Origin of the sequence: Peribacillus sp. NPDC096448, assembly GCF_044762675.1 — a bacterium.
In the GTDB taxonomy this organism is placed as follows: domain Bacteria; phylum Bacillota; class Bacilli; order Bacillales; family DSM-1321; genus Peribacillus; species Peribacillus frigoritolerans_B.
Genome location: NZ_JBIWEU010000001.1, coordinates 375,951 through 401,656 on the forward strand (window position 1 = coordinate 375,951; position 25,706 = coordinate 401,656).

Below are 25,706 nucleotides of genomic sequence, written 5' to 3' on the forward strand. Positions count from 1 at the left end.
GATTTTTCGTGATGTGTCTAAATAACAAACTTTATGGTGAAAAAGTGGATAGGAAATGACAGAACCTTTACATTTATCAATACGAAGGTGAAAATTCATATGAAAACTGTTATGATTTTACATATCTAGAATAATAAACATCATTTTTTTAGGAGGACCTTCCTTGAATCGTATCCAGAAATTTTTCACTCAAATAAAAGGGCTGTTGGTCCATCGCTTTTTTCAAGTGCTTTTGTTCATCATTCTTGGTTTGTTTGCGTATGGTTTGATGTTCTCCAATGTTAAGCCGGAAAGGGTACAGGTAGAGCTTTTTAAGCCTGCTGAACAAACAATCCGTTCAACCAAGACTGTGGAAGATACCTATAAGACGGAACAGGAAAAAGAAGAGATTTCAAAACAGGTTGCGGATGTTTATTCTTTAAAAAAAGAATATGCCAAAAATAAAGTCGATCTGATTTCATCCATTTTCGATTCAGCAATTGAGGTGAATAAAGAAACGGACGCCGATGAAGATCATAAAGAAGATGAGGATAAAAAAGAGACCGTAAAGACGGATGCTCAAAAAGTTTCCATACTAAAAGAAAAATTGACCGATGAAGTGAATAAAAATATCGAGGAATCCGTTTTCCTAGCATTAGTGCAGGCGGATGAAGATGAGTTGAAAATAGCGAAGGATTCAACCATTACGGCAGTGAATAATGTGATGAGCTCCCGAATCGCTGCAAGTGACGTCGAAAATGCCAAGAAAAAGGTAGTAGAGGAATTGGGTTATATGAGCATTAGCGGTGAAATGAAAAAAGCCTCTACTTCCCTTGCACGTACGGCAATCATCCAGAATGTATTTTTCGATAAGGACAAAACCGAGGAACAGCGAAGGAAAGCGGTTGAAAGCGTGGAGCCAATCAGGATCCTTCAAGGTCAGATCATCGTTGAAGAAAATCAATTAGTGGACAGGGATGTATATAGGCAGCTTGAACTGGCAGGCTTCTTGAATACGGAGTCTACCATATACCCGTATATCGGCCTGCTGTTATTCATATTCCTGACTTTTGCCGCTTTTTATTACTATTTCTACTATTCCATTTCCAAAAAGGATAACAAATACAATCAGTTATTGATCTTCAGTCTTGTCTTTATCCTTTCAATGGCTACCATGAAAACGGTCAGCATTCTGGCAGACCTGAAAAACTCGAACTTGGAATACATTTTCCCGGGTGCCATGGCGGCGATGCTCATCAAGATATTATTGAATGATAAGTTAGCGGTAGCAATGATCATATTGTTAGGTTCGTATGGTACGATTATATTTAATGGTGATACCCCTGGAAATCTGGATTTCTCGATGGGGCTGTATATCATTTTCGGGGGATTGACGGCAATCATCATTCTATCCAGGCCCAATTTCAAATCAAAGGTGCTGGTAGCGGGGCTGCTATTGTCTTTAATCAATATGGCATTCGTTTTTTCGCTCATCTTTATTATGGACAGCCATTATACTAGAATGGAGTACCTATATTATGCTGCTGCTGCCATGGGTTCTGGAGTGGGTTCAGCCGTTTTGACTATGGGACTGCTACCGTTTTTCGAGGCTGGTTTCGGGATTTTATCATCGATTAAGCTTATCGAGCTCGCAAATCCCAATCATCCGCTATTGCGGAGGATCTTGATTGAAGCTCCGGGGACATATCATCATAGTGTAATGGTCGCCAATTTGGCGGAATCCGCTTGTGAAGCCATCGGCTCGAATGGATTGCTGGCAAGGGTCGGCAGTTATTACCATGATATCGGTAAAACGAAACGGCCGCACTTCTTCATCGAAAATCAGATGAGTGAAGAAAACCCGCATGATCGGCTGCAGCCGGAAACGAGCAGGGATATCATCATTGCCCATGCCGTAGATGGCGGGGAGATGCTGCGCAGTCACAAATTCCCGAAAGAGATTGTGGATATTGCAGAGCAGCATCATGGGACCACATTATTGAAATTTTTCTACCATAAGGCAAAAAAACAGGATGAGTCCACACTCGAAGCGGCCTACCGATATCCAGGGCCGAGGGCGATAATGAAGGAAGTAGCCGTCATCGGCATAGCGGATAGTGTGGAAGCTGCAGTGAGATCGATGAAGCACCCAACTCCGGAGAAGATTGAAGAGCTGGTAAGTTTCATCATTCAGGAAAGGATTTCTGATGGTCAATTTGATGAATGTGACATCACTATGAGAGAATTGAGTATCGTGAAGCATTCCTTATGTGAATCGCTGAATGGTATCTTCCACTCCAGGATTGAATATCCGGAGCCGGATAAATTAGGACAGAAGGTGAAAGAATGATTTTAGCTATCGATTTAATGGATGAAACGAATGAAGTAACGGAGGAAGCTCAGCAGCTTGTTGAAAGCATTCTGCAATTTGCGGCAAGAAAAGAAAACATTGAAAAAGACACCGAGCTGTCTGTCACATTTGTAGACAATAATAGGATTCAGGAAATCAATAAAGAATATCGTCATAAAGATTCAGCTACAGATGTAATTTCCTTTGCGCTTGAAGAAATGGGCGAAGACGAAGTGGAAATTGTCGGAGCGGAAATGCCCCGCATGTTAGGGGATATCATCATTTCCATTGAACGCACGAAAGAGCAGGCTGAAGAATATGGTCATTCATTTGATCGGGAACTTGGATTTTTAGCGCTGCATGGTTTTCTTCATTTATTGGGATTCGACCACATGAATGAAGAAGATGAAAAAGTGATGTTCACAAAACAAAAGGAGATCTTGGAAGAATATGGACTTTCAAGAGAAGGGTAAAAAAAGGTATCCTTTATTAAAAAGTTTCTCTTTTGCCTGTCAGGGAATTTTGGAGGCTGTTCGGACTGAACGCAATATCAAGATTCATTTCGCGTTAACGGCAATCGTCGTATTCTTTGGTTGGCACTTCTCATTGAATGGGATGGAGTGGCTTTTCATTTTGGCGGCCATTGCCGGTACGATTACGTTGGAGCTCGTTAATTCTGCGATCGAAAGGGTAGTGGACCTGGTAACGGATCAAATCCATCCGCTTGCCAAGCAGGCAAAAGATATTGCAGCCGGAGCTGTATTCATATATGCTATATTTTCTATAATAGTTGGATTGATTATCTTTTTGCCTAAGTTTGGCCTGTAGGTTGCCGAAATGGTACTCAATTTGAAAGGAAGATGTGAATTGAATACAAAAGAATTGATTGAGGAAGCTAAAAAAGCAAGGGATAAAGCATATGTGCCTTACTCCAAATTTAAGGTGGGGGCAGCCCTTTTGACCGCTGATGGAAAGGTCTATCATGGTTGTAATATAGAAAATGCTGCATACAGCATGTGTAATTGCGCCGAAAGGACAGTTTTATTCAGCGCTTATGCCCATAACGATAAAAAATTCACCAAACTTGCAGTCGTGGCAGATACCGATGGTCCCGTTTCTCCATGCGGGGCATGCAGGCAGGTTATTTCAGAACTGTGCGAAAAGGACATGCCGGTCGTTTTGACCAATTTAAATGGGGATATAAAAGAACTAACAGTACAGGAATTGCTTCCAGGAGCTTTTTCACCGGAGGATTTAAATGGATAAACTATTTGACGATAAACAAGTAAAAGATTACAAATCAGGTTTCATTTCAATTATTGGACGACCTAATGTTGGAAAGAGTACATTTCTGAATCGGGTCATCGGTCAAAAGATCGCCATTATGAGCGATAAACCGCAAACTACAAGAAATAAGGTCCAGGGTGTACTTACGCAAAACGATTCACAAATGATTTTCATCGATACACCCGGCATTCATAAACCAAAGCATAAGCTTGGTGACTTCATGATGAAAGTGGCAACGAATACATTGAAGGAAGTCGATTTGATTCTCTTCATGATCAATGCGACTGAAGGATACGGACGCGGTGACGAGTTTATCATCGAAAAACTTCAATCCGTAAAAACGCCTGTTTTCTTGGTTGTAAACAAAATCGATGCGATGCATCCAGATGATTTACTTCCGATCATTGAAAAATACCAACAGCTTTACCCATTTGCGGCAGTCGTTCCGATTTCTGCGCTTGAAGGAAATAATGTTGATACACTGCTTGAACAAATCAAAGAGCATCTGCCTGAAGGTCCCCAGTTTTATCCAGCTGACCAAGTGACCGACCACCCGGAACGTTTTATCATTTCCGAATTGGTCCGCGAGAAGGTACTGCACCTGACACGGGAAGAAATTCCTCATTCAGTGGCTGTTGTCATCGATTCAATTAAAAAAATGGACAACAGCGACACCATCAATGTGATGGCGACGATCGTTGTAGAACGGGATTCACAAAAAGGCATTGTAATCGGAAAGCAAGGGAAAATGCTTAAAGAAGTCGGTAGCCGTGCCAGGGTGGATATCGAAAACCTATTGGGCTCTAAAGTTTTCTTGGAACTGTGGGTGAAGGTACAGAAGGATTGGCGTAACAAAGCAAGCCAGCTTCGCGATTATGGCTTTAATGAGAGCGAGTATTAATTAACAAAATTTACGCATCATGAAAGTTTGGAAAACGGTCAAGCTAATCATATGGTCGGATATTAATATTGCTAGTTAAAAATGAAAGGTGGGCTTTTAAATGTTGGATTTTACCTGGGAATTATTCACTGAAACAGGTAATGTGGACACCTATTTGCTGTTTAAGGAGATAGAAGTCGAGAGACAGGAAGGACACTTGGGAATGAATGATGAGCTAGCAGAAATTGATTTTCCTGTTTCATAGGTTAGCCTTGGCGAGCATGGGTGGTGTCTTGGTATGCTCCAAAAATGTGAGGGCATTGTCATAAGGCGAACTGCATATGGAGAAAATAACAAAATCATTACTATATATACCCGTGAGCTAGGAAAAATTGGCGTCATGGCTAGAGGAGCCAGTAAGCCTAATAGCAGGCTTTCTGCCGTCACACAGCTTTTTTGCTCCGGGTATTTTCTTGTAACTACATCAACCGGACTCGGCAGTCTTCAGCAAGGCGAAATGGTCGATTCACTCCGTTTCATAAGGGAGGATCTTTTTGCCACTGCTTATGCTTCATATATTGTTGAATTGCTTGATAAAAGCGTCGATGATAAGAAACCGAATCCATATTTGTATGAATTGCTTTCGCAAACCTTGCATTACATAAACGAGGAATATGACGCAGAGGTTTTGAAATTCATTTTTGAAATGAAGATGCTGCCCGTAAATGGGATTAACCCAGTGCTGAATCAGTGTGCTGTATGTGGTGAAACGGAAGGGGAATTCTCCTTCTCGCTTCGGGAAGCGGGCTTTATCTGTCACCGCTGTCTGGGGAAAGACCCTTATCATTATAAAATTTCACCTGCAGCCGTCAAATTGCTTCGAATTTTTTATTATTTCGATTTATCAAGGCTCGGAAACATTTCAGTCAAGCCAGAAACGAAAAAAGAACTGCGGAAGATAATCGATGCATATTATGAGGAATATTCCGGTCTGCATTTGAAATCAAAAAAGTTCCTGAAACAGATTGATACGATGAAAGATATGTTTTAGGATCTGAACTATTGACATTCCATGCTAGTTTGTATAAAATTCTAATCATCAAAATAAGAAGATTGCGTTGATGGAAAAGAGTATCTGTCATTCTCCATAAAAAGCGAACCCGGGACGGTGGAAGCCGGGATATGGATTTACAGGGAAGGGCGTTCCGGAGCATGTTGCTTTGAAAAGAGGCCGTTTAATAAACGGCAATTAGGGTGGAACCGCGGGTATACTCTCGTCCCTATGCATTTCGCATAGGGACGGGAGTTTTTTGTTTGCCAAAATGTAATGAGTTCCGACCTTTAATCTTAAAAAAGCCGTTTTAAATAACCTGGAGGTGTACGATGAATATTCAAAATATGATTTTAACGTTACAAAAGCATTGGTCTGAACAAGGCTGCATATTGATGAATGCTTATGATGTCGAGAAAGGGGCAGGAACGATGAGCCCATACACGTTCCTGAGAGCCATTGGACCGGAACCATGGAGCGTCGCTTACGTAGAGCCTTCCCGCCGTCCTGCTGACGGTCGTTATGGTGAGAACCCTAATCGACTTTATCAGCATCATCAGTTCCAAGTGATCATGAAGCCGTCGCCTGACAATATCCAAGAGTTATATTTGGATTCATTACGCGCTTTAGGGATAAATCCGCTTGAGCATGATATTCGCTTTGTGGAGGACAACTGGGAAAATCCATCACTAGGGTGTGCCGGTCTCGGTTGGGAAGTGTGGCTAGATGGAATGGAAATCACGCAATTTACCTATTTCCAACAAGTGGGCGGTCTAGAGTGTAAACCGGTTTCCGTGGAAATTACATACGGGATCGAACGTCTCGCCTCTTACATTCAAGATAAGGAAAACGTATTTGACCTAGAATGGACAGATGGATTCACAGTTCGGGATATATTCGGTCAGCCGGAATACGAACATTCGAAATATACGTTCGAAACCTCCGACCTTGATATGCTGTTTCAGCTTTTCACGATGTATGAAAAGGAAGCGCATCGCCAAATGGAAGAAGGACTTGTACATCCTGCATATGATTATGTTTTGAAATGTTCACATACATTTAACCTTTTGGATGCCAAAGGTGCCATCTCGGTGACGGAAAGAACGGGTTATATAGCCCGGTGCCGTAACTTAGCGCGTAAGGTTGCCAAAACCTTCTATGAAGAGCGGGAAAAATTAGGCTTCCCGATCCTGAAAGTGAAAGGGGAGAATACAAATGAGCAAGCGTGATTTGTTATTGGAGATTGGATTGGAAGAGCTGCCTGCCCGTTTTGTGACAGCATCAATGAAACAGTTGTCAGATAAAGTGCAGCAATGGCTAACGGAAAAAGCGATTGAATTCGGAACGGTTGAAGCTTTTTCCACACCAAGACGTTTGGCCGTATTGGTGAAGGACGTGGAAGAATCCCAAAAGGATATCGAAGAAGAAGCAAAAGGTCCGGCCAAGAAAATCGCTTTGGATAGCGAAGGCAACTGGTCTAAAGCTGCATTGGGATTCGTCAGGGGTCAAGGCATGACTTCAGAGGACATTTATTTTAAAGAACTCAAGGGTGTGGAATATGTCCATGTGAATAAATTCATAAAAGGACAGCAGACCGTTCAGCTTTTAACGGAGCTTGCTGAAATCATCAGCGGCATGACGTTCCCGAAAAATATGCGCTGGGCCAATCAGGAGCTCCGCTTCGTCCGTCCGATTAAATGGCTGATTGCCTTATTCGGCAATGAAATAGTGCCATTCAGCATTGCTGATGTGGAAACCGGCCGTGAAACAAAAGGTCACCGTTTCTTGGGCGACAGCGCCATCATCGAGCAGCCGGAACGGTACGAAGATGCGCTGAAAGAACAATATGTAATGGCGGATCCAGAAAAGCGCCGGCAAGTTATATTGGATCAGATTAAAGAGCTGGAACAGGAGAAAGGCTGGATCATCCCTGTCGATGAAGATCTGCTAGAAGAAGTAAATAATTTGGTAGAGTATCCAACGGTGTTATTTGGACATTTTGAAGAAGAATTCCTTGAGCTTCCTGCAGAGGTACTTATCACATCCATGAAGGAACATCAACGTTATTTCCCTGTTAAAGATCAGGACGGGAACCTGCTTGCTTACTTTGTAACCGTGCGTAACGGCGATGACCGCCATTTGGATAAGGTTTCTAAAGGTAATGAAAAAGTATTGCGTGCCCGCTTATCGGATGCAGCATTTTTCTATAAAGAAGATCAGAAAAAAGAGATTTCGGATGCTTTGAAAAAGCTTGACAGCATCGTTTATCATGAAGAAATCGGTACATTAGCCGAGAAAACTGCCCGGGTAACTGAAGTGACCGGTGCCCTTGCGGATGCTTTGAATTTAAAGGCGGAAAAAGAAATGGCGCTTCGTACAGCGGCAATTGCCAAGTTCGATTTGGTAAGTAACATGGTTTATGAATTCCCTGAATTGCAAGGGTATATGGGTGAAAAATATGCTCTCTTGAAAGGGGAGGCCAAAGAAGTGGCCGCGGCTATCAATGAACATTATATGCCAAGGCATGCGGATGATAATGTACCGCCTTCAGTCATTGGAGCGGTAGTGAGTTTAGCTGAAAAAATTGATACTTTGTCTTCATTCTTCGCTATTGGCGTCATTCCGACAGGTTCCCAGGATCCTTACGCATTAAGAAGGCAGGCGAGCGGTGTCGTCCAAATTCTAGCTGAGAAGAAATGGAATATTTCATTAGAGGAGCTTATTGCTTTAGGTCTTAAAGGACTGGAATCAAAAGGCATCTTAAAACGTGATCTTGAAGAAGTTAAAGCGGATATGTTCACATTCTTTAAAGCCCGTGTCAAACACCTGCTTCAAGAACAGCAAATCCGTTACGATTTGATTGACGCAGTTTTGCTCAATGAGATCGGTTATATCCACTCCATCGTGGAACGGGCACATGTATTGGATGCTAAAAAAGACGAAGCAGGCTTTAAAGAAAGCATGGAAGCTTTAAGCCGGGTCATGAACATTGCCGTAAAATGTGACAATAAGGTGACAGTCGACCCTGGTGCCTTTGAAAATGATCAAGAAAATGCGTTATACGTCAAATATCAAAAAGTGGCAAAGCGGTATAATGAATCTGAAGATGAGAATGAGCGGTTTGAACAGCTTGTTTCGCTTCAATCGGAAATAGAGCCATATTTCGAGAATACAATGGTCATGGCAGAAGATGAAGCGATCCGCAACAACCGTTTATCCTTAATGAAGGAAATCAGTGATTTGGTTGCAGGTTTTGCTGCCATGAATAAAATCATCCTTACTTGATCGAAAGGATGTATGGGTATCGGAAACACTTTGAATAAGGGTTTCCGATTTCTTAAAAAGATAAATGATCAATAAATAGGCCAAAAATGCCCTAATTAAATAATTTAGTATATAATTATTAAATGAATAACTTTTGTTACTTTACTCTGCGAAAGCAGTGGGGTGGTGATTATAATCCAATTGAATAAGCGTCAGGAACAAATTTTACAAATTGTAAAAGAAAACGGACCGATTACCGGAGAACATATTGCGGATAGATTGAACCTTACCAGGGCGACACTTCGTCCAGATTTAGCGATTTTAACGATGGCAGGTTTTCTTGATGCCAGGCCCAGAGTGGGGTATTTCTATACAGGCAGGTCAGGGACACAGCTTTTGACAGATAGCCTTAACCATCTTTATGTACGGGACTACCAATCGATACCTGTCGTCGTTGACGAGGGCATTTCCGTGTACGATGCAATCGTCATGATGTTTTTAGAGGATGTCGGAACAATGTTCGTCGTCGATAAGCATGCATTGCTTGTTGGTGTCTTATCAAGGAAAGACTTATTGCGTGCGAGTATTGGGAAACAAGAGCTTAACTCCATTCCAGTCAATATCATCATGACTAGGATGCCCAATATTACAATGTGTTCAAAAGAAGACCTTTTGATTGATGTTGCCAAAAAATTGATTGATAAACAAATCGACTCATTACCGGTCGTTAAAGACACAGAAAAAGGCTATGAAGTAATTGGAAGGATTACAAAAACCAATATTACGAAAGCATTCGTAGCTTTGGCTGATGAAGGCTATTAGGGGGCTTGCAAAAGGAATGACGGAGAATATGAACGGTTCTATTATATATGTTGTATCGGATTCAGTAGGGGAAACAGCGGAATTGGTCACAAAAGCCGCTGCAAGCCAGTTCTCGGGATCTGCTTTTTCCATAAAGAGAATTCCGTATATTGAAGATGAACAAAACGTGGATGAAGTGATATCACTGGCTAAGTTGGATGGGGCGATTATTGCTTATACTCTGGTGAAGCCAGCTATTAGAGCGTATATGAAAGCACAGGTCGAGAAAGAAAACCTGTCTGCTTATGACATTTTAGGGCCGCTCATGGACATCCTTCAGGAAAGGGCGCCGAAAGGGCCGCTTAATGAACCAGGTCTGGTAAGAAAGCTGGATGATGACTATTTCAAGCGTGTGGAAGCCATTGAATTTGCTGTAAAATATGATGATGGACGTGACCCTCGGGGAATTTTACGTGCAGATATCGTCTTAGTGGGTGTTTCACGCACTTCCAAAACGCCATTATCACAATATTTAGCACACAAACGCTATAAAGTGGCGAACGTACCTTTAGTGCCTGAAGTGGAACCTCCAGAAGAGCTGTTCCTGGTACCTCCTGAAAAATGCATTGGTTTAAAGATCAGCCCGGAAAAGCTGAACCATATTCGTAAAGAACGATTAAAGTCACTTGGGCTCAATGATCATGCCATTTACGCAAATGTGGAGCGCATAAAAGAAGAATTGACATACTTTGATACAATCATATCAAGGTTGAACTGTCCAATCATTGATGTAACCAATAAAGCTGTCGAAGAAACAGCCAATTTGATAATCAATATCCTTCAAAACAAAAACCGTTGATCCTTAAAATTAACGAAAATCAAAATGTGAGCTAGACACTCTATGTGTCAGCTCACATTTTAATGCCAAGGCCGAATGAGGGAATAATAAGAATAAAATCAAAATAATTACATAAAATTCCTCTTAGTTTCCAAGTGTAAATCGATTGATTTGCATGAAAACATATTCGGAATTTAAATGTTGGCATCTTCTAGTCAAATAGACTATAATAAAAAATTGTGAGAAAAAAGTAATCTTAAGGTTTAGACTTAATTAATAAGGAATAAACTAAAGGTTAATGATATGTCAAGGTTTATATCATAAAAATAATTCGACATGTTCCGTATAATTCAGGAGGGGCTGGTCTTTTTCAAGGCAAAAGAAGTGCTTTCACTTAAATAAGCAGGTATTCTTTGAAGAATAATGTTTGCTCTTTTAGAGGGAACGCTCTGAATCAATGCTGGAAATTCACCATATCTTCATAAAGTTTAGGGGAGAAAAAGGATTATGCAGAAAGATGTAGAATTAGAAGGTATGAATAATAAACCTACGATACACGTCGATGCCGATGCATGCCCGGTGAAAGACGAAATCCTCCATTGTGCAAGTTTGCATGATGTTGAAGTCTGTTTTGTTGCATCATATAAAAATATGATGAATAACCCTGAAGGTAAATGGGTATATGTCGATGCAGACAAAGAAGCGGCAGATCTTTATATAGTAAACTCAGTAAAAAAGGGTGATATTGTCGTTACTGCAGATATTGGTTTGGCTGGGACCCTGCTTCCTAAAAACGTTTATGTCCTCTCGCCAAGGGGAAAGGAATACACTGACGAGAATATTTTCATGCTCTTGGATATGCGTTATCAGTCGGCGAAACTCCGCAGGCAGGGTAAGCATACGAAAGGGCCGAAAGCATTCACAAAGGAAAATCGTGCATGTTTTACAAATAAACTTATGAAAACATTGTCGAACATTGCAGGGAATTAAGAAACAGTATCGAATAAGAAACTATCACCAATATTGCAAGGTGGAAAAATGATAAATGGCCGTATAGAAGATGAGAAAATTAATCAAATTCGTGAAGCTGTTGACATTGTTGATTTAATTGGGGAGTATGTCCAGTTGAAGAAGCAGGGGCGCAATTACTTTGGCCTATGTCCTTTTCATGGTGAAAACTCGCCCTCGTTTTCCGTTTCAACGGAAAAACAAATCTTTCACTGTTTTGGTTGCGGGGCAGGCGGAAATATTTTTACCTTCTTAATGGATATAGAAGGCTACAGCTTCGTGGAATCTGCAAAAGTTTTAGCTGAAAAAGGAAATGTTCCTTTGGATGTTGAAATCAATAAGGATTCCAAGCGTTCCAACATGCCGGCAGGCGCTCAGCAAATGGTTGAAGCCCATGACCTTCTGAGGAAGTTTTATCATCATCTCCTCGTTAATACGAAAGAGGGGCAGGATGCTCTCGAATACTTACTTAAACGGGGGTTTACTGAAGAGACGATAGAAAAGTTCCAAATTGGCTACTCTTTGGATTCATGGGACTTCGTGTCCAAGTTTCTTTTAAAACGCGGGTTTCCAGCGGAATACATGGAGCAGGCAGGGCTTATTATTTACAGGGAAAAAGACGAGTCATATTTTGACCGTTTCAGAAATAGAGTCATGTTTCCAATTATGGATCATCAAGGAAATACGATTGCGTTTTCAGGAAGAGCGATGGGGGACGATGAGCCCAAATATTTGAATAGTCCTGAAACGCCAATCTTTAATAAAAGTAAAACTTTATATAATTTCCATCATGCAAGACCACACATACGAAAGAAAGAACAAGCAGTCATTTTTGAAGGCTTTGCCGATTGCATTTCAGCAGTTGGCGCAGGTGTGGAGAATGCGGTCGCTACAATGGGTACTGCCCTGACGGACCAGCATATCCAGCTTTTAAAAAGAAATACTGACCAGATACTTATTTGCTACGATTCGGACTCTGCGGGATTGAACGCTGCCAATCGTGCAGTTAATATGCTACAGGACCACGAGTTTTCCGTGAAAGTCGCTCTCATGCCTGATAACATGGACCCCGATGACTACATAAAGGAATTCGGTGAAAAAAGCTTTGTTTCTGAAGTAATAGGGGCCAGTTTAACCTACATGGCATTCAAAATGCATTATTTGCGTCGAGGGAAAAATGTAAATAATGAAGGAGATCGAATTCAATATATCGAAGAAGTCCTTAAAGAAATTTCGCGATTGCCCAATGCAGTGGAGAGGGATCATTATCTCCGGCAGCTATCCTCTGAATTTTCCCTTTCATTGGATGCGCTGGAACAGCAGCAGCGTCAGGTGTTCTTTACGGAACGCAAGAAGGGGACACTGCCGCAGCCAGCAGCCCAAAAGAAAATGGCCCTGCAATATGAGCATAAGTTGAAGCCTGCTCACCATAATGCTGAAATGAAGTTGATTGCCCATATGCTAAAAAGCAGGGATACGGCTTTCAAAATTCAGCAGTTGCTTGGGCAAACGGTCTTTCATGTAGATGAACATCAGGCAATCATCACCTATTTATATGCGTTCTATGAAGATGGACACGAACCGGATACAAGCTTTTTCCTTACTTATTTACCGGATCCAAACTTGAGAAGGATCGTTTCGGAAATAGAAATGATGTCAGTGAATGAGGAAGTTACCGATAAAGAACTGACCGATTGTATAAATCAAGTGTTGAAATATGAAAAGTTGTTAAAGATAAAAGAAAAACAAGTTGAAGAAAAAGATGCAGTTAGACGAAGTGATTATGTCACTGCTGCACAAATTGCCATGGAAATCATTAAATTGCGTAAAATGTTGTAGTCGTTTAGGTGTAAGTCCTGGAAGGAGGGGAACTAATGGCTGAAAAACCAGCACGTTCCAAACAAGTTGATAATGAATTTAGCCTTGAACAGGTGAAAGAAAAATTACTAGAGCTAGGTAAAAAACGAGGCTCTTTGACTTTAGAAAAAATCGCTGAAATGATTGGCGGTTTTGAGTTAGATTCCGATCAAATGGATGAGTTCTATGAGGTGTTAGCAGAAAACGGCGTCGAAATACTCACTGATGGTGAGGAAGACGAAGATGAAGATGATCCAGATGAGAAGAAACTTGCAAAAGAAGAAGAGTTTGACTTAAATGATTTAAGTGTTCCTCCTGGCGTTAAAATTAATGACCCAGTACGCATGTATTTAAAGGAAATTGGTCGGGTCGACCTTTTATCGGCAGAAGAGGAAATCTCTCTGGCGACGAGAATTGAAGATGGAGATGAAGAAGCGAAACGCCGTTTGGCAGAAGCTAACCTTCGTCTTGTTGTCAGTATCGCCAAGCGCTATGTCGGACGCGGAATGCTTTTCCTTGATTTGATTCAGGAAGGTAATATGGGACTTATCAAAGCTGTGGAAAAATTTGATTACCGCAAGGGATTCAAATTCAGTACGTATGCAACATGGTGGATTCGCCAAGCGATAACCCGTGCCATTGCCGACCAAGCAAGAACGATCCGGATACCGGTGCATATGGTGGAAACCATCAATAAATTGATTCGTGTCCAAAGACAGCTTCTTCAGGATTTAGGTCGTGAACCTTCACCGGAAGAAATTGCGGAGGATATGGATTTAACTCCTGAAAAAGTTCGTGAAATCTTGAAAATAGCTCAGGAGCCTGTTTCATTGGAAACGCCAATAGGTGAAGAAGACGATTCACATTTAGGTGATTTCATTGAAGATCAGGATGCGACTTCCCCATCGGAACATGCAGCATATGAACTATTGAAAGAACAGCTTGAAGACGTCTTGGATACTCTTACTGACCGTGAAGAGAACGTCTTGAGACTCCGCTTTGGACTTGATGATGGCCGCACCCGTACTCTTGAAGAGGTAGGTAAAGTGTTTGGGGTCACCCGCGAGCGTATCCGTCAAATCGAAGCGAAGGCACTACGTAAACTGAGACATCCAAGCCGCAGCAAACGCTTGAAAGATTTCCTTGAATAGAATATATATGCACTTAACAGAGCCCTCTTTGAATGCCCAGCGTTCGGGAGCGGCTCTTTTTTTCAATTTCGATGTAAAAATATCCTAATAAAAACAAAAGTTATCGGTTTTTCCATATAACTGAAATTATAACAGAAACAAATTTTAAAAAGCTAAGCCGTTAAAAAGAAGATCATCATGAGGATGTGAGATTCATGGATGAGATGAGAAAGAAAATCATCATTCAAGAAATAAACTCCTGGAAGGAAAGTCGTATGCTTCCGGAGCAATATTGTAATTACCTGCTTGCGTTATACTGTCAAGGCGAACTTCCGCCATCAAAATCGATTGAAACCGGGAGCAAAAAAAACAGCATCTTTTCCGGGGTGTTGATTGGAACCCTTTTTGCATTTATTGTATTTTTGAATTATTTTACTGAAATAACCATAAGAATGCAAATGCTTATGACAACAATTTCAATACTTGTCTTTGGGCTGGCTGTCCGCCGCTTAAATGGCAGGAAAATCATTTTTCAGATGGCTTTGATGGGAATGGTATTATCATTGCTTTTATTAACTGTCAGTTTGGCGGAATTCATGGCACCCGGCAAAGAGGGTATCCTTTATATTTTCTTATTCATTAATTGCGGTCTCTGGATTTTATTGGGCAATAAACTGAAGCTGCTCCATTTTTCCATAGCGGGATGCCTGGGAGCACTGGTCACTCTTTACTTTTTATTAATATAATTCAAGTGCATTCCAGCGGTTTTAAATAATGATTTTTGGGTATTATGAAACATATGTAAGAAAAAGTAAAAATGTTTGGAAATATACATAAGTTTTTGACAATTTTAAGAAATTATATAATATCTTCTATTTTTGGGCTTTTACTTGAAACTCTTTTCAAGTAAAATAATATATAGTTGTTTGTATATAATATTAAATATGGTAAGTTTAGGTTCTACATAGGGGAGGAAATACTATGAATCGCAATCCAGTAATGCCTTTTATTATTATCATGGTTTTTGGTATTGGACTTATGTTTTTACTTTCGTTTAAAGGTTTGGGTGATGCCAAAGATCTTGCTAAGGAAAAAGAGGGCGGCGAAAAGACAGAAGAAACAGAAAGTGCCTCAGCATCACCTGAGGACATTTATAAGCAAAACTGTATCTCTTGTCACGGTGACGCCTATCAAGGCGGTGTCGGGCCTGCTCTAAAAGGAGTTGGCGATCGTCTGTCGGTGGACGAGGTTAAAGACGTGATCACTAATGGACGAGGTGCAATGCCACCAGGTTTAGTCGAAGAACAGAACGTTGACGCCATGGCCGAATATATTCATGGACTGAAATAATTCATGAAACTGACTCAAGAAATCGTTGGAAAGCGAACTTTTTGAGTCAGTTTTTCATTTATTCAGAAAAGGAAGACTCCAGATGGAAGGTTTATTTCGCTCAGTGATAGAAAGAGCCCTGTTTCTCCTTTCTGTAATTTTTCAATTGAACTTGGTATAATCGAATGGGAAACTAATTATAGTAAGACATTATTTGAATTAAGAGAGTTGATAAATGTGAATCATGAAAAACTATCGATGAGATTAGAACGTGTTGCCATACATATACCAAAAGGAAGCATCCTTGCAGATATAGGTTCAGACCATGCTTACTTGCCGTGCTATGCGGTGACTAACGGCTTGTGTGACAGCGCCATAGCAGGTGAGGTTGTGGAAGGACCCTATCAATCAGCACGCAAGCAAGTGGCAATGACGGGGCTTGGAGACAAGATAGAGGTACGTAAAGGAGACGGGCTTGAAGTATTGAATCCCGATGAAGCGACATGCATTACGATTGCAGGCATGGGAGGGACTTTAATATCAAGTATATTGGAAAGTGGAAAAGGGAAACTCGGCAAGGCAGAAAGGCTAATCCTTCAGCCTAATGTGGGTGCAGCGAATGTTCGCAGCTGGCTAATCGAAAACGGCTGGGAACTTTGTGGAGAGGAAATCCTAGAGGAAGATGGGAAGATCTACGAGATCTTAATTGCCAAAAAAGGAGACCCGCTCCGCCCATATGGGGTAAACAAGCAAGCGGGCCTCACTTTCGGTCCATTCCTAAGAGAGCAATTCAGTGATATATTCATAAAAAAATGGCAGCTTGAGAAAAAACATTTGGAGAGAATCATCGAACAATTGGATGAAAGCGGAAGAAGCGGACTGGAAACGAAGCGCAATGAATTAATATCCCAAATTTCAGTAATTGAGGAGGTGCTTAAAGGTTGAAGACAGTGAATGGTCACAAAATCATTGAAATGTTTGAACAATTCTCCCCAAAGCATTATGCAATGGAGGGTGATCCGATCGGGCTGCATGTCGGGCAGCTCAATAAGCCGGTTACTAAAGTGCTGATTGCCCTTGATGTGCTGGAAGAGGTTGTAGACGAAGCGATAGAAAATGGCGTGGAATTGATCATCGCCCACCATCCGCTTATTTACCGACCATTGAAAAGGATCGATACAAACACAGCTGGAGGCCGCATCATCGAAAAGCTGATCAAACATGATATTGCTGTTTATGCTGCACATACCAATTTGGATGTTGCTAAGGGTGGAGTGAATGATTTACTTGCCGAAGCGCTTCAATTGCAGGACACAGAGGTATTGATTCCAACCTTTGAGACAGCTCTTAAGAAATTGGTCGTATATGTTCCGAAGACCGATGAACAAAAGGTGAGGGAAGCCCTAGGTAAGGCAGGGGCCGGAGCGATCGGGAATTACAGCAATTGCTCGTTTTCGGGGGAAGGTACCGGACGCTTCTTGCCAGGTGAAGGCAGTGAACCGGTCATCGGCTCTAAAGGAAAGCTTGAAGAAGTAGCTGAAATGCGGATTGAAACGATATTCCCGGAAAATATCGAGAAGAAAGTGCTAGCTGCGATGATTAAAGCCCATCCATATGAAGAAGTTGCTCACGATATATACAAACTGGAGAATAAAGGGGAGTCACTTGGATTAGGAAAGATTGGTGTACTTGCTGAAGAAATGACACTTGAACAATTTTCCGAACATGTGAAGCGGACACTCGATGTTGAAAAGGTGCGTGTCGTTGGAGATTTGCAAAGTCCGATAAAAAAAGTCGCCGTTTTGGGCGGAGACGGCAATAAATACTTTACGACAGCTAAATTCAAGGGTGCCGATGTTTACGTTACAGGTGATATGTATTACCATACAGCCCATGACGCGATGATGATTGGATTGAATATCGTCGATCCCGGCCACAATGTTGAAAAGGTGATGAAAAAAGGTGTATCACGAATCCTTGAAAAAATGTGCCGCGAAAAGAACTACGATGTGGAATTCATACCATCCAGTCTGAATACAGACCCTTTCCGTTTCATTTGAATAGCACGAAAAAGGCAGCCTTAGTGGCTGCCTTTGTATTTGTGCAATCATTTCTTCACTTTAATCTTTGGTAAAATTTTATGCAATGGCGTTTTCTTTTCGGTATTCCAAGTCGATTCATCATTTGCTTCATATTGTTCTAGAAATGCGATGACTTCCTTCGTGATCGGAGTTGGTGTAGAAGCCCCCGAAGTGACGGCAACCGTTTCTGCATCTTTTAGCCATTCAAGGTTCAGCTCGGAAATGTCAGCGATCCGATAAGCTCTCGTGCCGGCAATCTCTTGGGACACTTGTGCAAGACGGTTTGAATTATTACTCTTAGGGTCTCCGACGACGATTAAAACATCAGCTTCGCCAGCTTGCTCGGCAACCGCTTCTTGGCGAACCTGTGTCGCTAAACAAATTTCCTTATGGACTTCGGCATGTGGGAACTTTTCCTTGACCTTATCCATGATATCCAAAACATCCCATTGGCTCATCGTTGTTTGATTGGTGACAATGATCTTATCACTATTCAAAGTCAAGGCTTCCACATCTTCAGCCTTTTGAACCAAGTGAACGACATCGGGAGCAACTCCGACAGCACCCTCAGGTTCCGGATGGCCTTTTTTGCCAATATAAATGATTTGATAGCCTTCTGCTTGTTTTTCCCGAATTAAGTCATGTGTTGCGGTAACATCGGGACATGTTGCATCAAGCGTCACAAGACCTTTTTTCTCAGCGATCTTCCTAATCTCAGGTGAAACGCCGTGAGCAGTAAAGATGACGGTTCCGCTGTCCACCTGTTCGATGATATCGTTGCGGTTGCTGCCGTCCAACGTGATGATGCCTTCTTCTTCAAACGCATCCGTCACATGTTTGTTATGCACGATCATTCCTAAAATGTAAATGGGACGTGGCAAGGTTTTATCTAAAGCCGCATTTCGGGCGATGACCATGGCATCGACAACGCCATAACAATAGCCGCGCGGGGAAATTTTAATCACTTTCATCTATGTGTCCTCCTTCAAGGCAAGAAACTCTCACTTTTTATACCTTTCTATTATATAAGACCATAGATGATATTACAAAACATCCTATTTACATAAAATCAGTTATTGGTAAATTTTTTATAGCCTTTAAATATAAAGCTTGGGACCTGACGATCTTTTCCTTTTGGTTTCGGTACGAACTGGGGCGCCGGGGTTAGCTTCGATAGCTTTTTCTTTTTTCTTCGAATCCGTTTTTACCTCACTGTTTTCTTGTGCCCCAACCTTGGGCTCGCTTTCAACGGAAGCTCCCTGGTCCTTGGTCTCATCGGCTGATGATATGCTTCGGAAAACTTTCCACATGGAAGGCAGGTTTTTAATCACTGGTCCGTATTGTTCTACCATAGGCGTGAATTGTTCCGCCGCTTGCAACACCTTTTGCGTGTTGGAAAGCATATTATTAAGGGAATCGGGGTTTTTTAATGTTTCTAAGATACCGCCTCCGCTGCTTCTTGAAGAACTTTGGTGAGTGGAACCAGCTGGCGCAAACAAATTGGGAGAAGCTGCTTTTTGTTTCGACTTACCGAGTATTTTTGACAATAACCCTTCTTTCTTTGCTGGCGGCATTTCCTGCCGCTGCTGTTGGTTGAAAGGGCCGCGGAAACCTTGAGGCCCCTGTGGCACCTGCGGTCTGTTTTGAATCATCGGCCGCTGCATCTGCTGATAAGGATGGGGAATTTGCGGTGACTGTCTGAATGGAGCAGGGTGCTGCTGCCTCCTTCGACCGTATGATGGCGGAAAACCGGGTCCGGGTTGACGATTTCTATTTGGGAACATAGGTTTCACCTCCTAAGAATATTATATGCTGGTGTAATCTTCTATATAAATTATGCAACTCGACAAAAAAGGTTTGAGGAAAGAGTGACTGGGCAGTTGTGAAGTAACCGGAAAGAAGGTAAGATGGTAACGGTAGTCTTTTAGCTCCATGTCTGCGGGGGATACGCTATGACCAGGACAGGGGCTTTTCGTTTGCAAGAGTCCATTTTAAGAGAACTAACCTCAGCGCATGCGCTATTGTTAAGTATATGGGTCACATTGAAAAAAGTAGATGGCCTGCCCCTTATGGGACAATCCCTATTTTCTTCACGAGCAACCCAGGCGCTTGCGCTTTTTGTGTAATCCAGCTTCAGCGCCTAGCTCGATGTGAAAAAGAGGATTGCCCTCACAAGGCAAAAAGCGCCTTATGGGACAATCCCTATTTTCTTCACGAGCAACCCAGGCGCTTGCGCTTTTTGTGTAAAATTTATTATAATAACAGGACATGTCTAATGACTGACAGAATAAAGGAGTTTTTTGATGAAACAAAATCAATTTGAACGATTTAATTTGAAAAGCTACATTCTAGATGCGGTTCGTACTTTAGGGTTCGATAAGCCGACGGAAATTCAAGAGCGCGTGCTTCCGTCGCTTTTAAAGGGAAGTAGCTTAATTGGACAGTCGCAGACAGGTACAGGAAAGACACATTCCTATTTGCTGCCGATCATGAACAGGCTTGATGCTGGTAAAAATGAGGTTCAAGCGATTATTTCCGCACCAACCCGTGAGTTAGCGAACCAAATCTACAAAGAAGCTTTGAAAATTGCTGACCATTTCCCTGAGGATGAGCAGATTCAAGTCCGTTGTTTCATCGGTGGTACCGATAAACAGCGAATGATAGATAAATTGAAGACACAGCCACAATTGGTAATCGGTACGCCGGGCCGGATCAAGGACTTGGTAGAAGCTCAGGCATTACAGGTGTATACGGCAAAAATGCTTGTAGTCGATGAAGCGGATCTTATGCTAGACATGGGATTCATTGAAGATGTCGATTTATTTGCATCACGTATGGCTGAAAAAATTCAAATGCTTGTCTTTTCGGCAACCATCCCAGAAAAATTGAAGCCGTTTTTGAATAAATATATGGAGAATCCAAAGTATGTTCAGGTGAATCCCAAGCAGGCGACCGCTTCGAAAATCGAACATGTTCTCGTCCCGCTTCGCCACCGGAACAAAGAGCAGTTACTTCATGACATCATCGTTCGTTATAATCCATATTTGGCGATTATTTTCACGAACACAAAGAAAATGGCGGACCATGTGGCAAATTCCTTGATTGAAAAAGGGTTGAATGTCGGCCGTATTCATGGGGATCTAACGCCTCGTGAGCGTAAAAAAATGATGAAGCAAATCAATGATTTGGAGTATCAATTCATCGTTGCGACAGATCTGGCTTCCCGTGGAATCGATATTGAAGGTGTAAGTCATATCATTAACTATGAATTGCCTTCAGATTTGGATTTTTATATCCATAGGACGGGAAGGACGGCTCGTGCAGGATATTCAGGCATTGCCACTACCATTTACGATACTTCCGATGAAGATTCATTGAACCGCCTTGAAAAAATGGGTATCGAGTTCCGTGATGCCGATATCCAAAACGGTGATTGGGTTGATATCGACGAGCGTAATAAACGGAAAAACCGTAAAAAACAAAAATCTGAAATCGATGTTAAAGCGAGCAGGCACGTCAAGAAGCCAACTAAAGTCAAGCCAGGATACAAGAAGAAAATTCAACGAGATGTGGAAAACTTTAAAAAACGCGAACGTCGCATACAGAGAAAGAAATAGGGGAGAAATCAGATGCTGAAGATTGGATCGCATGTTTCAATGAGCGGGAAAGGTATGCTTCTTGCTGCGAGTCAAGAAGCGGCTTCGTATGGCTCCAACACATTCATGATCTATACAGGAGCCCCTCAAAACACAAGACGTAAAAAAATCGAGGATTTAAATATCGAAGCCGGAAGACTGCATATGGAGGAAAATGGAATCAGTGATATCGTCGTCCATGCTCCGTATATCATTAATATAGGAAATACCACGAATCCAGCCACATACGAACTTGGAGTCAACTTCTTACGCAGCGAAATCGATCGGACCGAAGCGATTGGCGCAAGGCAGATCGTACTTCATCCAGGTGCGCATGTTGGTGCAGGCAGCGAAATGGGAATCAAGAGAATCATCGAAGGTTTGAATGAAGTGCTGACTGCCGACGATAAAGTTCAGATTGCCCTTGAAACGATGGCAGGCAAAGGTTCTGAATGTGGCAGGTCTTTCGAAGAGCTGGCGATGATCATTGATGGTGTGACCCATAATGAAAAATTATCGGTTTGCTTCGATACTTGCCATACTCACGATGCCGGGTATAATATCATCGAGGATTTTGATGGAGTCCTGAATGAATTTGATAAAGTGGTCGGTGTTGACCGCATCAAGGTACTTCACATAAACGATAGCAAAAACGAACGCGGCACGCGTAAGGACCGCCATGAAAACATTGGATTCGGTCATATTGGTTTTAAGGCTTTGAATGATATTGTCCACCATCCGCAATTAAGCACTGTTCCGAAAATCCTGGAAACACCATATGTAGGGGAAGACAAAAAAGACAAAAAGGCACCATATAAATTTGAAATTGATATGTTCAAGAATAAACAATTTGAAGAAGATTTATTGGAAAAGATCCGATTCCAACAATAATCATAAATAGTAAGGGACGATTCATCGATATGTAGATGAATCGTCCTTTCATTTTGCATTTGGATTAAGTATGCTCAAATAAAGATTGGCGGCAGCAGGCTTAAGATCTTTAAAAATTGGATGTAAGGTTGTTGAAGAGGGATTCTATTTCCCTGGCCGTGGTTGCTCCGGCAACTTTTGTAATTTGACCGAGTACGTTCTGTCTTTGACGTATATCAAAAATGTTAATATTTTTACCGGCTAGAAGTGCAGTAATATCCTGTGCTTGTTTTTGAGTGAGTGCAACCTTATGCTGTTTAGCAAGGGATAGCAGTTCATCTGGGCGTATACTGTTGATTTTATGATTGACCATCATTTCAAATAATTTCAAACGATCTCCTCCTTTGTTAAAACATATGAAGGAAGAGGGCGTATGTGAACATGAAACTTTGTTTGATTACGAAATTGGTTCAAATAACATTTTTTGTGATTCAGGGCATATCGGCACTTGTTCGGAGGACCGGATTCTTTACATCTGGACTTCTTTGATTTATACTAACGATTGTTAATCGTAATGATTCTTAAAAAATAGGTGATCTCTTTGGATAATGTAGTAAACCCCATAGTTAAATTTGAAGATATATCTTACAAATATACAAAAGATCTGGTGCTTGAACATGTTTCGCTTGAAATTCCCAGAGGGGCATTCCTAGCTATCGTCGGGCCGAATGGATCAGGTAAATCAACGCTTTTGAAGTTGCTGCTTGGTCTGTTCAAGCTCCAAAAGGGGAAAATTGAAATATTCGGGGAAGACATTCGACGCTTTAAAGATTGGCAAAAGGTCGGGTTCGTTTCCCAAAAGGCGAATTCCTTCAACTCAGGATTCCCTGCCACTGTATTTGAGGTGGTTCAGAGTGGTTTGACCAAAAAAATAGGTTTATTTAAGTTCGCTGGCAATGAGGATAAGCAAAAGGTGAAGAAGGCTCTGGAATCAGTGGACATGCTGGAATATCAGAACCGCAATATCGGGGAATTGTCCGGAGGCCAGCAGCAGAGGGTATTCATTGCCCGTTCACTGGTCAGCGAGCCGGAATTGATGATATTGGATGAGCCCACTGTTGGCGTTGATTCAAAAAACGTCCACCAATTTTATGAAATGCTTGAGATGTTGAATAAAAAATTAGGAATAACCCTGATTTTAGTAACCCATGATGTTGGTACTGTGACCGATAAAGTCACACATGTCGCCTGCTTGAATAAAAAGCTTCATTTTCACGGGGATGCCTGTGAATATAATGAGTTGGATGAAGGTGAACTCTCGTCCATTTATGGACATGGAGTCCAATTTTTAAATCATGATCATTAATATGTTTTGGAGGATAGCCCAATGATATCGGGGATATTGCAATTTGAATTTTTGCAGAACGCATTCTTGACCGGAATCATCATCGGAGCGATTGCGCCATTAGTGGGCGTTTTTGTCGTGGTAAGGCGGATGTCGATGATTTCCGATGCGCTCAGTCATGTAGCTCTTGCTGGTATCGCGTTTAGTTTATTGCTGCAGAAGAGCTTTCTATCTTTAGCAGGATTGAATCCACTTTATATTGGAATGGCGTTTTCTGTAGGTGGTTCATTATTCATTGAAAAATTAAGAGGGGTATACAAGCATTACCAAGAGCTTGCAATCCCGATCATTATGTCCGGCGGCATGGGTCTTAGTGTCATTTTTATATCCATTGCTGATGGTTTCAATACTGATTTATATGGTTATTTATTCGGCAGTGTCAGTGCCGTCAGCCGGGCGGACTTGTACGTCATTTTGGCAGTGGGGCTAGTCGTAGCCTTGATGCTCACTTTATTGTATAAAGAATTATTTCTGTTATCATTTGATGAAGAGCATGCCAAAGCGTCTGGAATCCCTTATAAAGCGATTCATTTTATTTTTATTGTCATGGTCGCATTGGTTATTGCCGCTTCCATGAAAATCATTGGCATATTACTTGTTTCTTCGCTCATGACGCTCCCGGTTGCAGCTAGTCTCCGCTTTTCGAAGGGCTTTAAGCAGATGATTGGTTATTCGGTATTATTCGGTGAAGTTTCTGTCATAGGCGGACTATTCTTATCATACAACCTTGACCTCGCTCCCGGCGGGACCATTGTAATAATAGCAGTACTAATTCTCATCTTGTCAATTTTGTTTGATAAGTGGAAAAATAGATAGATGGGGTGATGTATTTTGAACGTAACTACTGCCATGCAACTTTTAAAAGATAAAGGTTTTAAGCATACAGGAAAGAGGGAAGAAATGCTTCAGCTTTTCTCTTCCAGCGATAAATATTTAACGGCCAAAGATGTATTGGAGAATATGAAACAGGATTATCCAGGTTTAAGCTTCGATACGATTTACAGAAATCTTTCATTATTTGTCGAACTGGGCATCTTTGAAGCGACCGAGTTGGAAGGGGAAAAGCATTTTCGTTTTACATGCGGTCATTCTTCCCACCATCACCACTTCATCTGTTTGAACTGTGGAAAAACGAAAGAAATCGAATTGTGCCCGATGCAGGAACTTCAGGAAAGCTTGAAGGACTACGATGTTTCGGGGCATAAATTTGAAATTTACGGACGCTGTCCCGCATGCAGCGTATCTTTGGAAGCATAAAAACCATTGACCTTCAGTCAATGGTTTTTTCTTGTCTCATTTTATAGTTGCCGGTTTCCCTGACATCCAATGATTCACCCAGGCAGAGGCTTCTTGCCAATTGTTGACCCGAATCACCCTTTCAGGCACGGGATCTTGGTTGTAAGGGGTATTAAATAAAATTACGGGTATTTTACACTCTTCTGAAATCGCCACTGCATTATCGTGCTTGTCCTCTAAAAATAGATCGACTTCGAATTTTTTGGCTGCAGCAATCTTATCGTGTGAACCTACAAGCTCTATATGATCATATAGGACTTGATTACTCGTGAACCAATTCTTCGTTACATCCAATAAACGGGAGCTCCTGGCACTGATGAAATAAAGGTTGGCTTGTTCTGTCCATTTTTCCAATACATCTTTTGCACCCTCAGCCAATAATGATTCGGAATAGATGAGTGGCTCTGTCTCAATGAACCATTTAGTGAAATCCTCTTTTGGAACATTCACGAAAGGTAATAAGTCATATTCGGTAATGTCTTCATAAGCTAAATTCAGCTGAAATGCTTTATTTAAAAAGGGGACCATGGAATCAGGTCTTGTGACAGTCCCGTCTATATCGATGCCAAAACGTTTTTTCATGATGAATCTCTCCTCATTTTCAATACTTGTAATAGTGTAACATATCCCATCATAGCTTTGGTA

The 25,706-nt window shown here is 41.6% G+C and carries 28 protein-coding genes and 1 other annotated feature; of the genes, 24 read left to right on the forward strand and 4 right to left on the reverse strand.

The features are described 5' to 3' along the window. Positions 1–163 precede the first annotated feature (163 nt). The 18 genes from ACIQ0C_RS01845 (at position 164) to ACIQ0C_RS01930 (ending at position 17,834) form a co-directional block, all read left to right on the forward strand. Positions 164–2,329, forward strand: a complete 2,166-nt coding sequence (locus ACIQ0C_RS01845; protein ID WP_403056377.1) for an HD family phosphohydrolase — start codon at positions 164–166, stop codon at positions 2,327–2,329. Next, positions 2,326–2,802 carry an rRNA maturation RNase YbeY gene (ybeY, locus tag ACIQ0C_RS01850; RefSeq protein WP_403056380.1) on the forward strand — a complete coding sequence of 159 codons (477 nt, stop codon included), beginning with the start codon at positions 2,326–2,328 and terminating at the stop codon, positions 2,800–2,802. The genes ACIQ0C_RS01845 and ybeY overlap by 4 nt, the downstream gene beginning before the upstream one ends. Then, a complete protein-coding gene (locus ACIQ0C_RS01855; protein WP_402835067.1) occupies positions 2,780–3,157 on the forward strand; it encodes a diacylglycerol kinase family protein in 378 nt (125 codons plus the stop codon). Before ybeY ends, ACIQ0C_RS01855 begins: the two co-directional genes overlap by 23 nt. 39 nt (positions 3,158–3,196) lie before the next feature. Further along, positions 3,197–3,595: a cytidine deaminase gene (locus ACIQ0C_RS01860; RefSeq protein WP_403056383.1), complete on the forward strand. Its 399-nt coding sequence runs from the start codon at positions 3,197–3,199 to the stop codon at positions 3,593–3,595. Then, positions 3,588–4,517 (forward strand): GTPase Era, encoded by a 930-nt coding sequence (gene era, locus ACIQ0C_RS01865; protein WP_076365244.1) that lies wholly within the window; start codon positions 3,588–3,590, stop codon positions 4,515–4,517. The genes ACIQ0C_RS01860 and era overlap by 8 nt, the downstream gene beginning before the upstream one ends. A gap of 100 nt (positions 4,518–4,617) precedes the next feature. Next, entirely contained in the window at positions 4,618–4,761 is a 144-nt protein-coding gene (locus tag ACIQ0C_RS01870) for a YqzL family protein (protein WP_402835066.1), read from the forward strand. A gap of 33 nt (positions 4,762–4,794) precedes the next feature. Next, entirely contained in the window at positions 4,795–5,547 is a 753-nt protein-coding gene (recO, locus tag ACIQ0C_RS01875; protein ID WP_402835065.1) for a DNA repair protein RecO, read from the forward strand. 58 nt (positions 5,548–5,605) lie between these two features. Then, positions 5,606–5,781, forward strand: a binding site (T-box leader). Between the two features lie 98 nt (positions 5,782–5,879). Then, complete coding sequence (gene glyQ, locus ACIQ0C_RS01880) at positions 5,880–6,776, forward strand: glycine--tRNA ligase subunit alpha (protein ID WP_034308488.1); 897 nt, start codon at positions 5,880–5,882, stop codon at positions 6,774–6,776. Continuing rightward, positions 6,763–8,832: a glycine--tRNA ligase subunit beta gene (glyS, locus tag ACIQ0C_RS01885; RefSeq protein ID WP_403056386.1), complete on the forward strand. Its 2,070-nt coding sequence runs from the start codon at positions 6,763–6,765 to the stop codon at positions 8,830–8,832. The genes glyQ and glyS overlap by 14 nt, the downstream gene beginning before the upstream one ends. Positions 8,833–8,994: 162 nt before the next feature. After that, positions 8,995–9,633, forward strand: a complete 639-nt coding sequence (gene ccpN / locus ACIQ0C_RS01890; protein WP_034308483.1) for a transcriptional regulator CcpN — start codon at positions 8,995–8,997, stop codon at positions 9,631–9,633. Between the two features lie 16 nt (positions 9,634–9,649). Next, on the forward strand, positions 9,650–10,471 hold the full coding sequence (locus ACIQ0C_RS01895; RefSeq protein WP_370662553.1) for a pyruvate, water dikinase regulatory protein: 822 nt from the start codon (positions 9,650–9,652) through the stop codon (positions 10,469–10,471). Between the two features lie 513 nt (positions 10,472–10,984). Beyond that, positions 10,985–11,440: a YaiI/YqxD family protein gene (locus ACIQ0C_RS01900; protein ID WP_403057091.1), complete on the forward strand. Its 456-nt coding sequence runs from the start codon at positions 10,985–10,987 to the stop codon at positions 11,438–11,440. Positions 11,441–11,491: 51 nt separating this feature from the next. Then, a complete protein-coding gene (gene dnaG / locus ACIQ0C_RS01905; RefSeq protein ID WP_402835479.1) occupies positions 11,492–13,297 on the forward strand; it encodes a DNA primase in 1,806 nt (601 codons plus the stop codon). 35 nt (positions 13,298–13,332) lie between these two features. Next, on the forward strand, positions 13,333–14,466 hold the full coding sequence (gene rpoD / locus ACIQ0C_RS01910) for an RNA polymerase sigma factor RpoD (RefSeq protein ID WP_034308477.1): 1,134 nt from the start codon (positions 13,333–13,335) through the stop codon (positions 14,464–14,466). A gap of 194 nt (positions 14,467–14,660) precedes the next feature. Next, a complete protein-coding gene (locus tag ACIQ0C_RS01915; RefSeq protein ID WP_403056389.1) occupies positions 14,661–15,191 on the forward strand; it encodes a hypothetical protein in 531 nt (176 codons plus the stop codon). Between the two features lie 235 nt (positions 15,192–15,426). Next, positions 15,427–15,795 (forward strand): cytochrome c550, encoded by a 369-nt coding sequence (cccA, locus tag ACIQ0C_RS01920; protein ID WP_402835062.1) that lies wholly within the window; start codon positions 15,427–15,429, stop codon positions 15,793–15,795. A gap of 216 nt (positions 15,796–16,011) precedes the next feature. Beyond that, positions 16,012–16,719, forward strand: a complete 708-nt coding sequence (locus ACIQ0C_RS01925) for a tRNA (adenine(22)-N(1))-methyltransferase (protein ID WP_403056393.1) — start codon at positions 16,012–16,014, stop codon at positions 16,717–16,719. Next, a complete protein-coding gene (locus tag ACIQ0C_RS01930) occupies positions 16,716–17,834 on the forward strand; it encodes a Nif3-like dinuclear metal center hexameric protein (RefSeq protein ID WP_403056396.1) in 1,119 nt (372 codons plus the stop codon). The genes ACIQ0C_RS01925 and ACIQ0C_RS01930 overlap by 4 nt, the downstream gene beginning before the upstream one ends. A gap of 47 nt (positions 17,835–17,881) precedes the next feature. Here ACIQ0C_RS01930 and ACIQ0C_RS01935 read toward each other — a convergent pair whose 3' ends face one another. Next, positions 17,882–18,826, reverse strand: coding sequence for a 4-hydroxy-3-methylbut-2-enyl diphosphate reductase (locus tag ACIQ0C_RS01935; RefSeq protein WP_403056399.1), 945 nt, complete (start codon positions 18,824–18,826; stop codon positions 17,882–17,884). Positions 18,827–18,952: 126 nt separating this feature from the next. Then, positions 18,953–19,639, reverse strand: a complete 687-nt coding sequence (gene vrrA, locus ACIQ0C_RS01940; RefSeq protein WP_403056402.1) for a VrrA/YqfQ family protein — start codon at positions 19,637–19,639, stop codon at positions 18,953–18,955. Between the two features lie 168 nt (positions 19,640–19,807). Between vrrA and ACIQ0C_RS01945 the strand changes: the two genes are divergently transcribed. The 3 genes from ACIQ0C_RS01945 (at position 19,808) to ACIQ0C_RS01955 (ending at position 22,381) form a co-directional block, all read left to right on the forward strand. Further along, complete coding sequence (locus ACIQ0C_RS01945) at positions 19,808–19,981, forward strand: hypothetical protein (protein ID WP_403056405.1); 174 nt, start codon at positions 19,808–19,810, stop codon at positions 19,979–19,981. A 177-nt stretch (positions 19,982–20,158) separates the two neighbouring features. After that, complete coding sequence (locus ACIQ0C_RS01950) at positions 20,159–21,472, forward strand: DEAD/DEAH box helicase (RefSeq protein WP_402835057.1); 1,314 nt, start codon at positions 20,159–20,161, stop codon at positions 21,470–21,472. Between the two features lie 12 nt (positions 21,473–21,484). Further along, on the forward strand, positions 21,485–22,381 hold the full coding sequence (locus ACIQ0C_RS01955) for a deoxyribonuclease IV (protein ID WP_403056407.1): 897 nt from the start codon (positions 21,485–21,487) through the stop codon (positions 22,379–22,381). A 109-nt stretch (positions 22,382–22,490) separates the two neighbouring features. On the opposite strand, the gene ACIQ0C_RS01960 is transcribed toward ACIQ0C_RS01955, so the two are convergent. Beyond that, positions 22,491–22,751: a DUF2624 family protein gene (locus ACIQ0C_RS01960; RefSeq protein WP_402835055.1), complete on the reverse strand. Its 261-nt coding sequence runs from the start codon at positions 22,749–22,751 to the stop codon at positions 22,491–22,493. A 210-nt stretch (positions 22,752–22,961) separates the two neighbouring features. Here ACIQ0C_RS01960 and ACIQ0C_RS01965 point away from each other — a divergent pair, with 210 nt between their 5' ends. Genes ACIQ0C_RS01965 through ACIQ0C_RS01975 form a run of 3 tightly spaced genes read left to right on the forward strand, consistent with a single transcriptional unit; the run spans position 22,962 to position 25,022 of the window. Continuing rightward, on the forward strand, positions 22,962–23,726 hold the full coding sequence (locus ACIQ0C_RS01965; protein WP_402835054.1) for a metal ABC transporter ATP-binding protein: 765 nt from the start codon (positions 22,962–22,964) through the stop codon (positions 23,724–23,726). 21 nt (positions 23,727–23,747) lie between these two features. Next, a complete protein-coding gene (locus ACIQ0C_RS01970; RefSeq protein ID WP_403056410.1) occupies positions 23,748–24,581 on the forward strand; it encodes a metal ABC transporter permease in 834 nt (277 codons plus the stop codon). Positions 24,582–24,596: 15 nt separating this feature from the next. Further along, positions 24,597–25,022, forward strand: coding sequence for a Fur family transcriptional regulator (locus tag ACIQ0C_RS01975; RefSeq protein WP_098865755.1), 426 nt, complete (start codon positions 24,597–24,599; stop codon positions 25,020–25,022). A gap of 36 nt (positions 25,023–25,058) precedes the next feature. On the opposite strand, the gene ACIQ0C_RS01980 is transcribed toward ACIQ0C_RS01975, so the two are convergent. Beyond that, the gene (locus ACIQ0C_RS01980) at positions 25,059–25,643 is read right to left on the reverse strand and encodes a 5' nucleotidase, NT5C type (protein ID WP_403056413.1); all 585 of its coding nucleotides are present in this window, start codon (positions 25,641–25,643) and stop codon (positions 25,059–25,061) included. Positions 25,644–25,706: the final 63 nt, after the last annotated feature.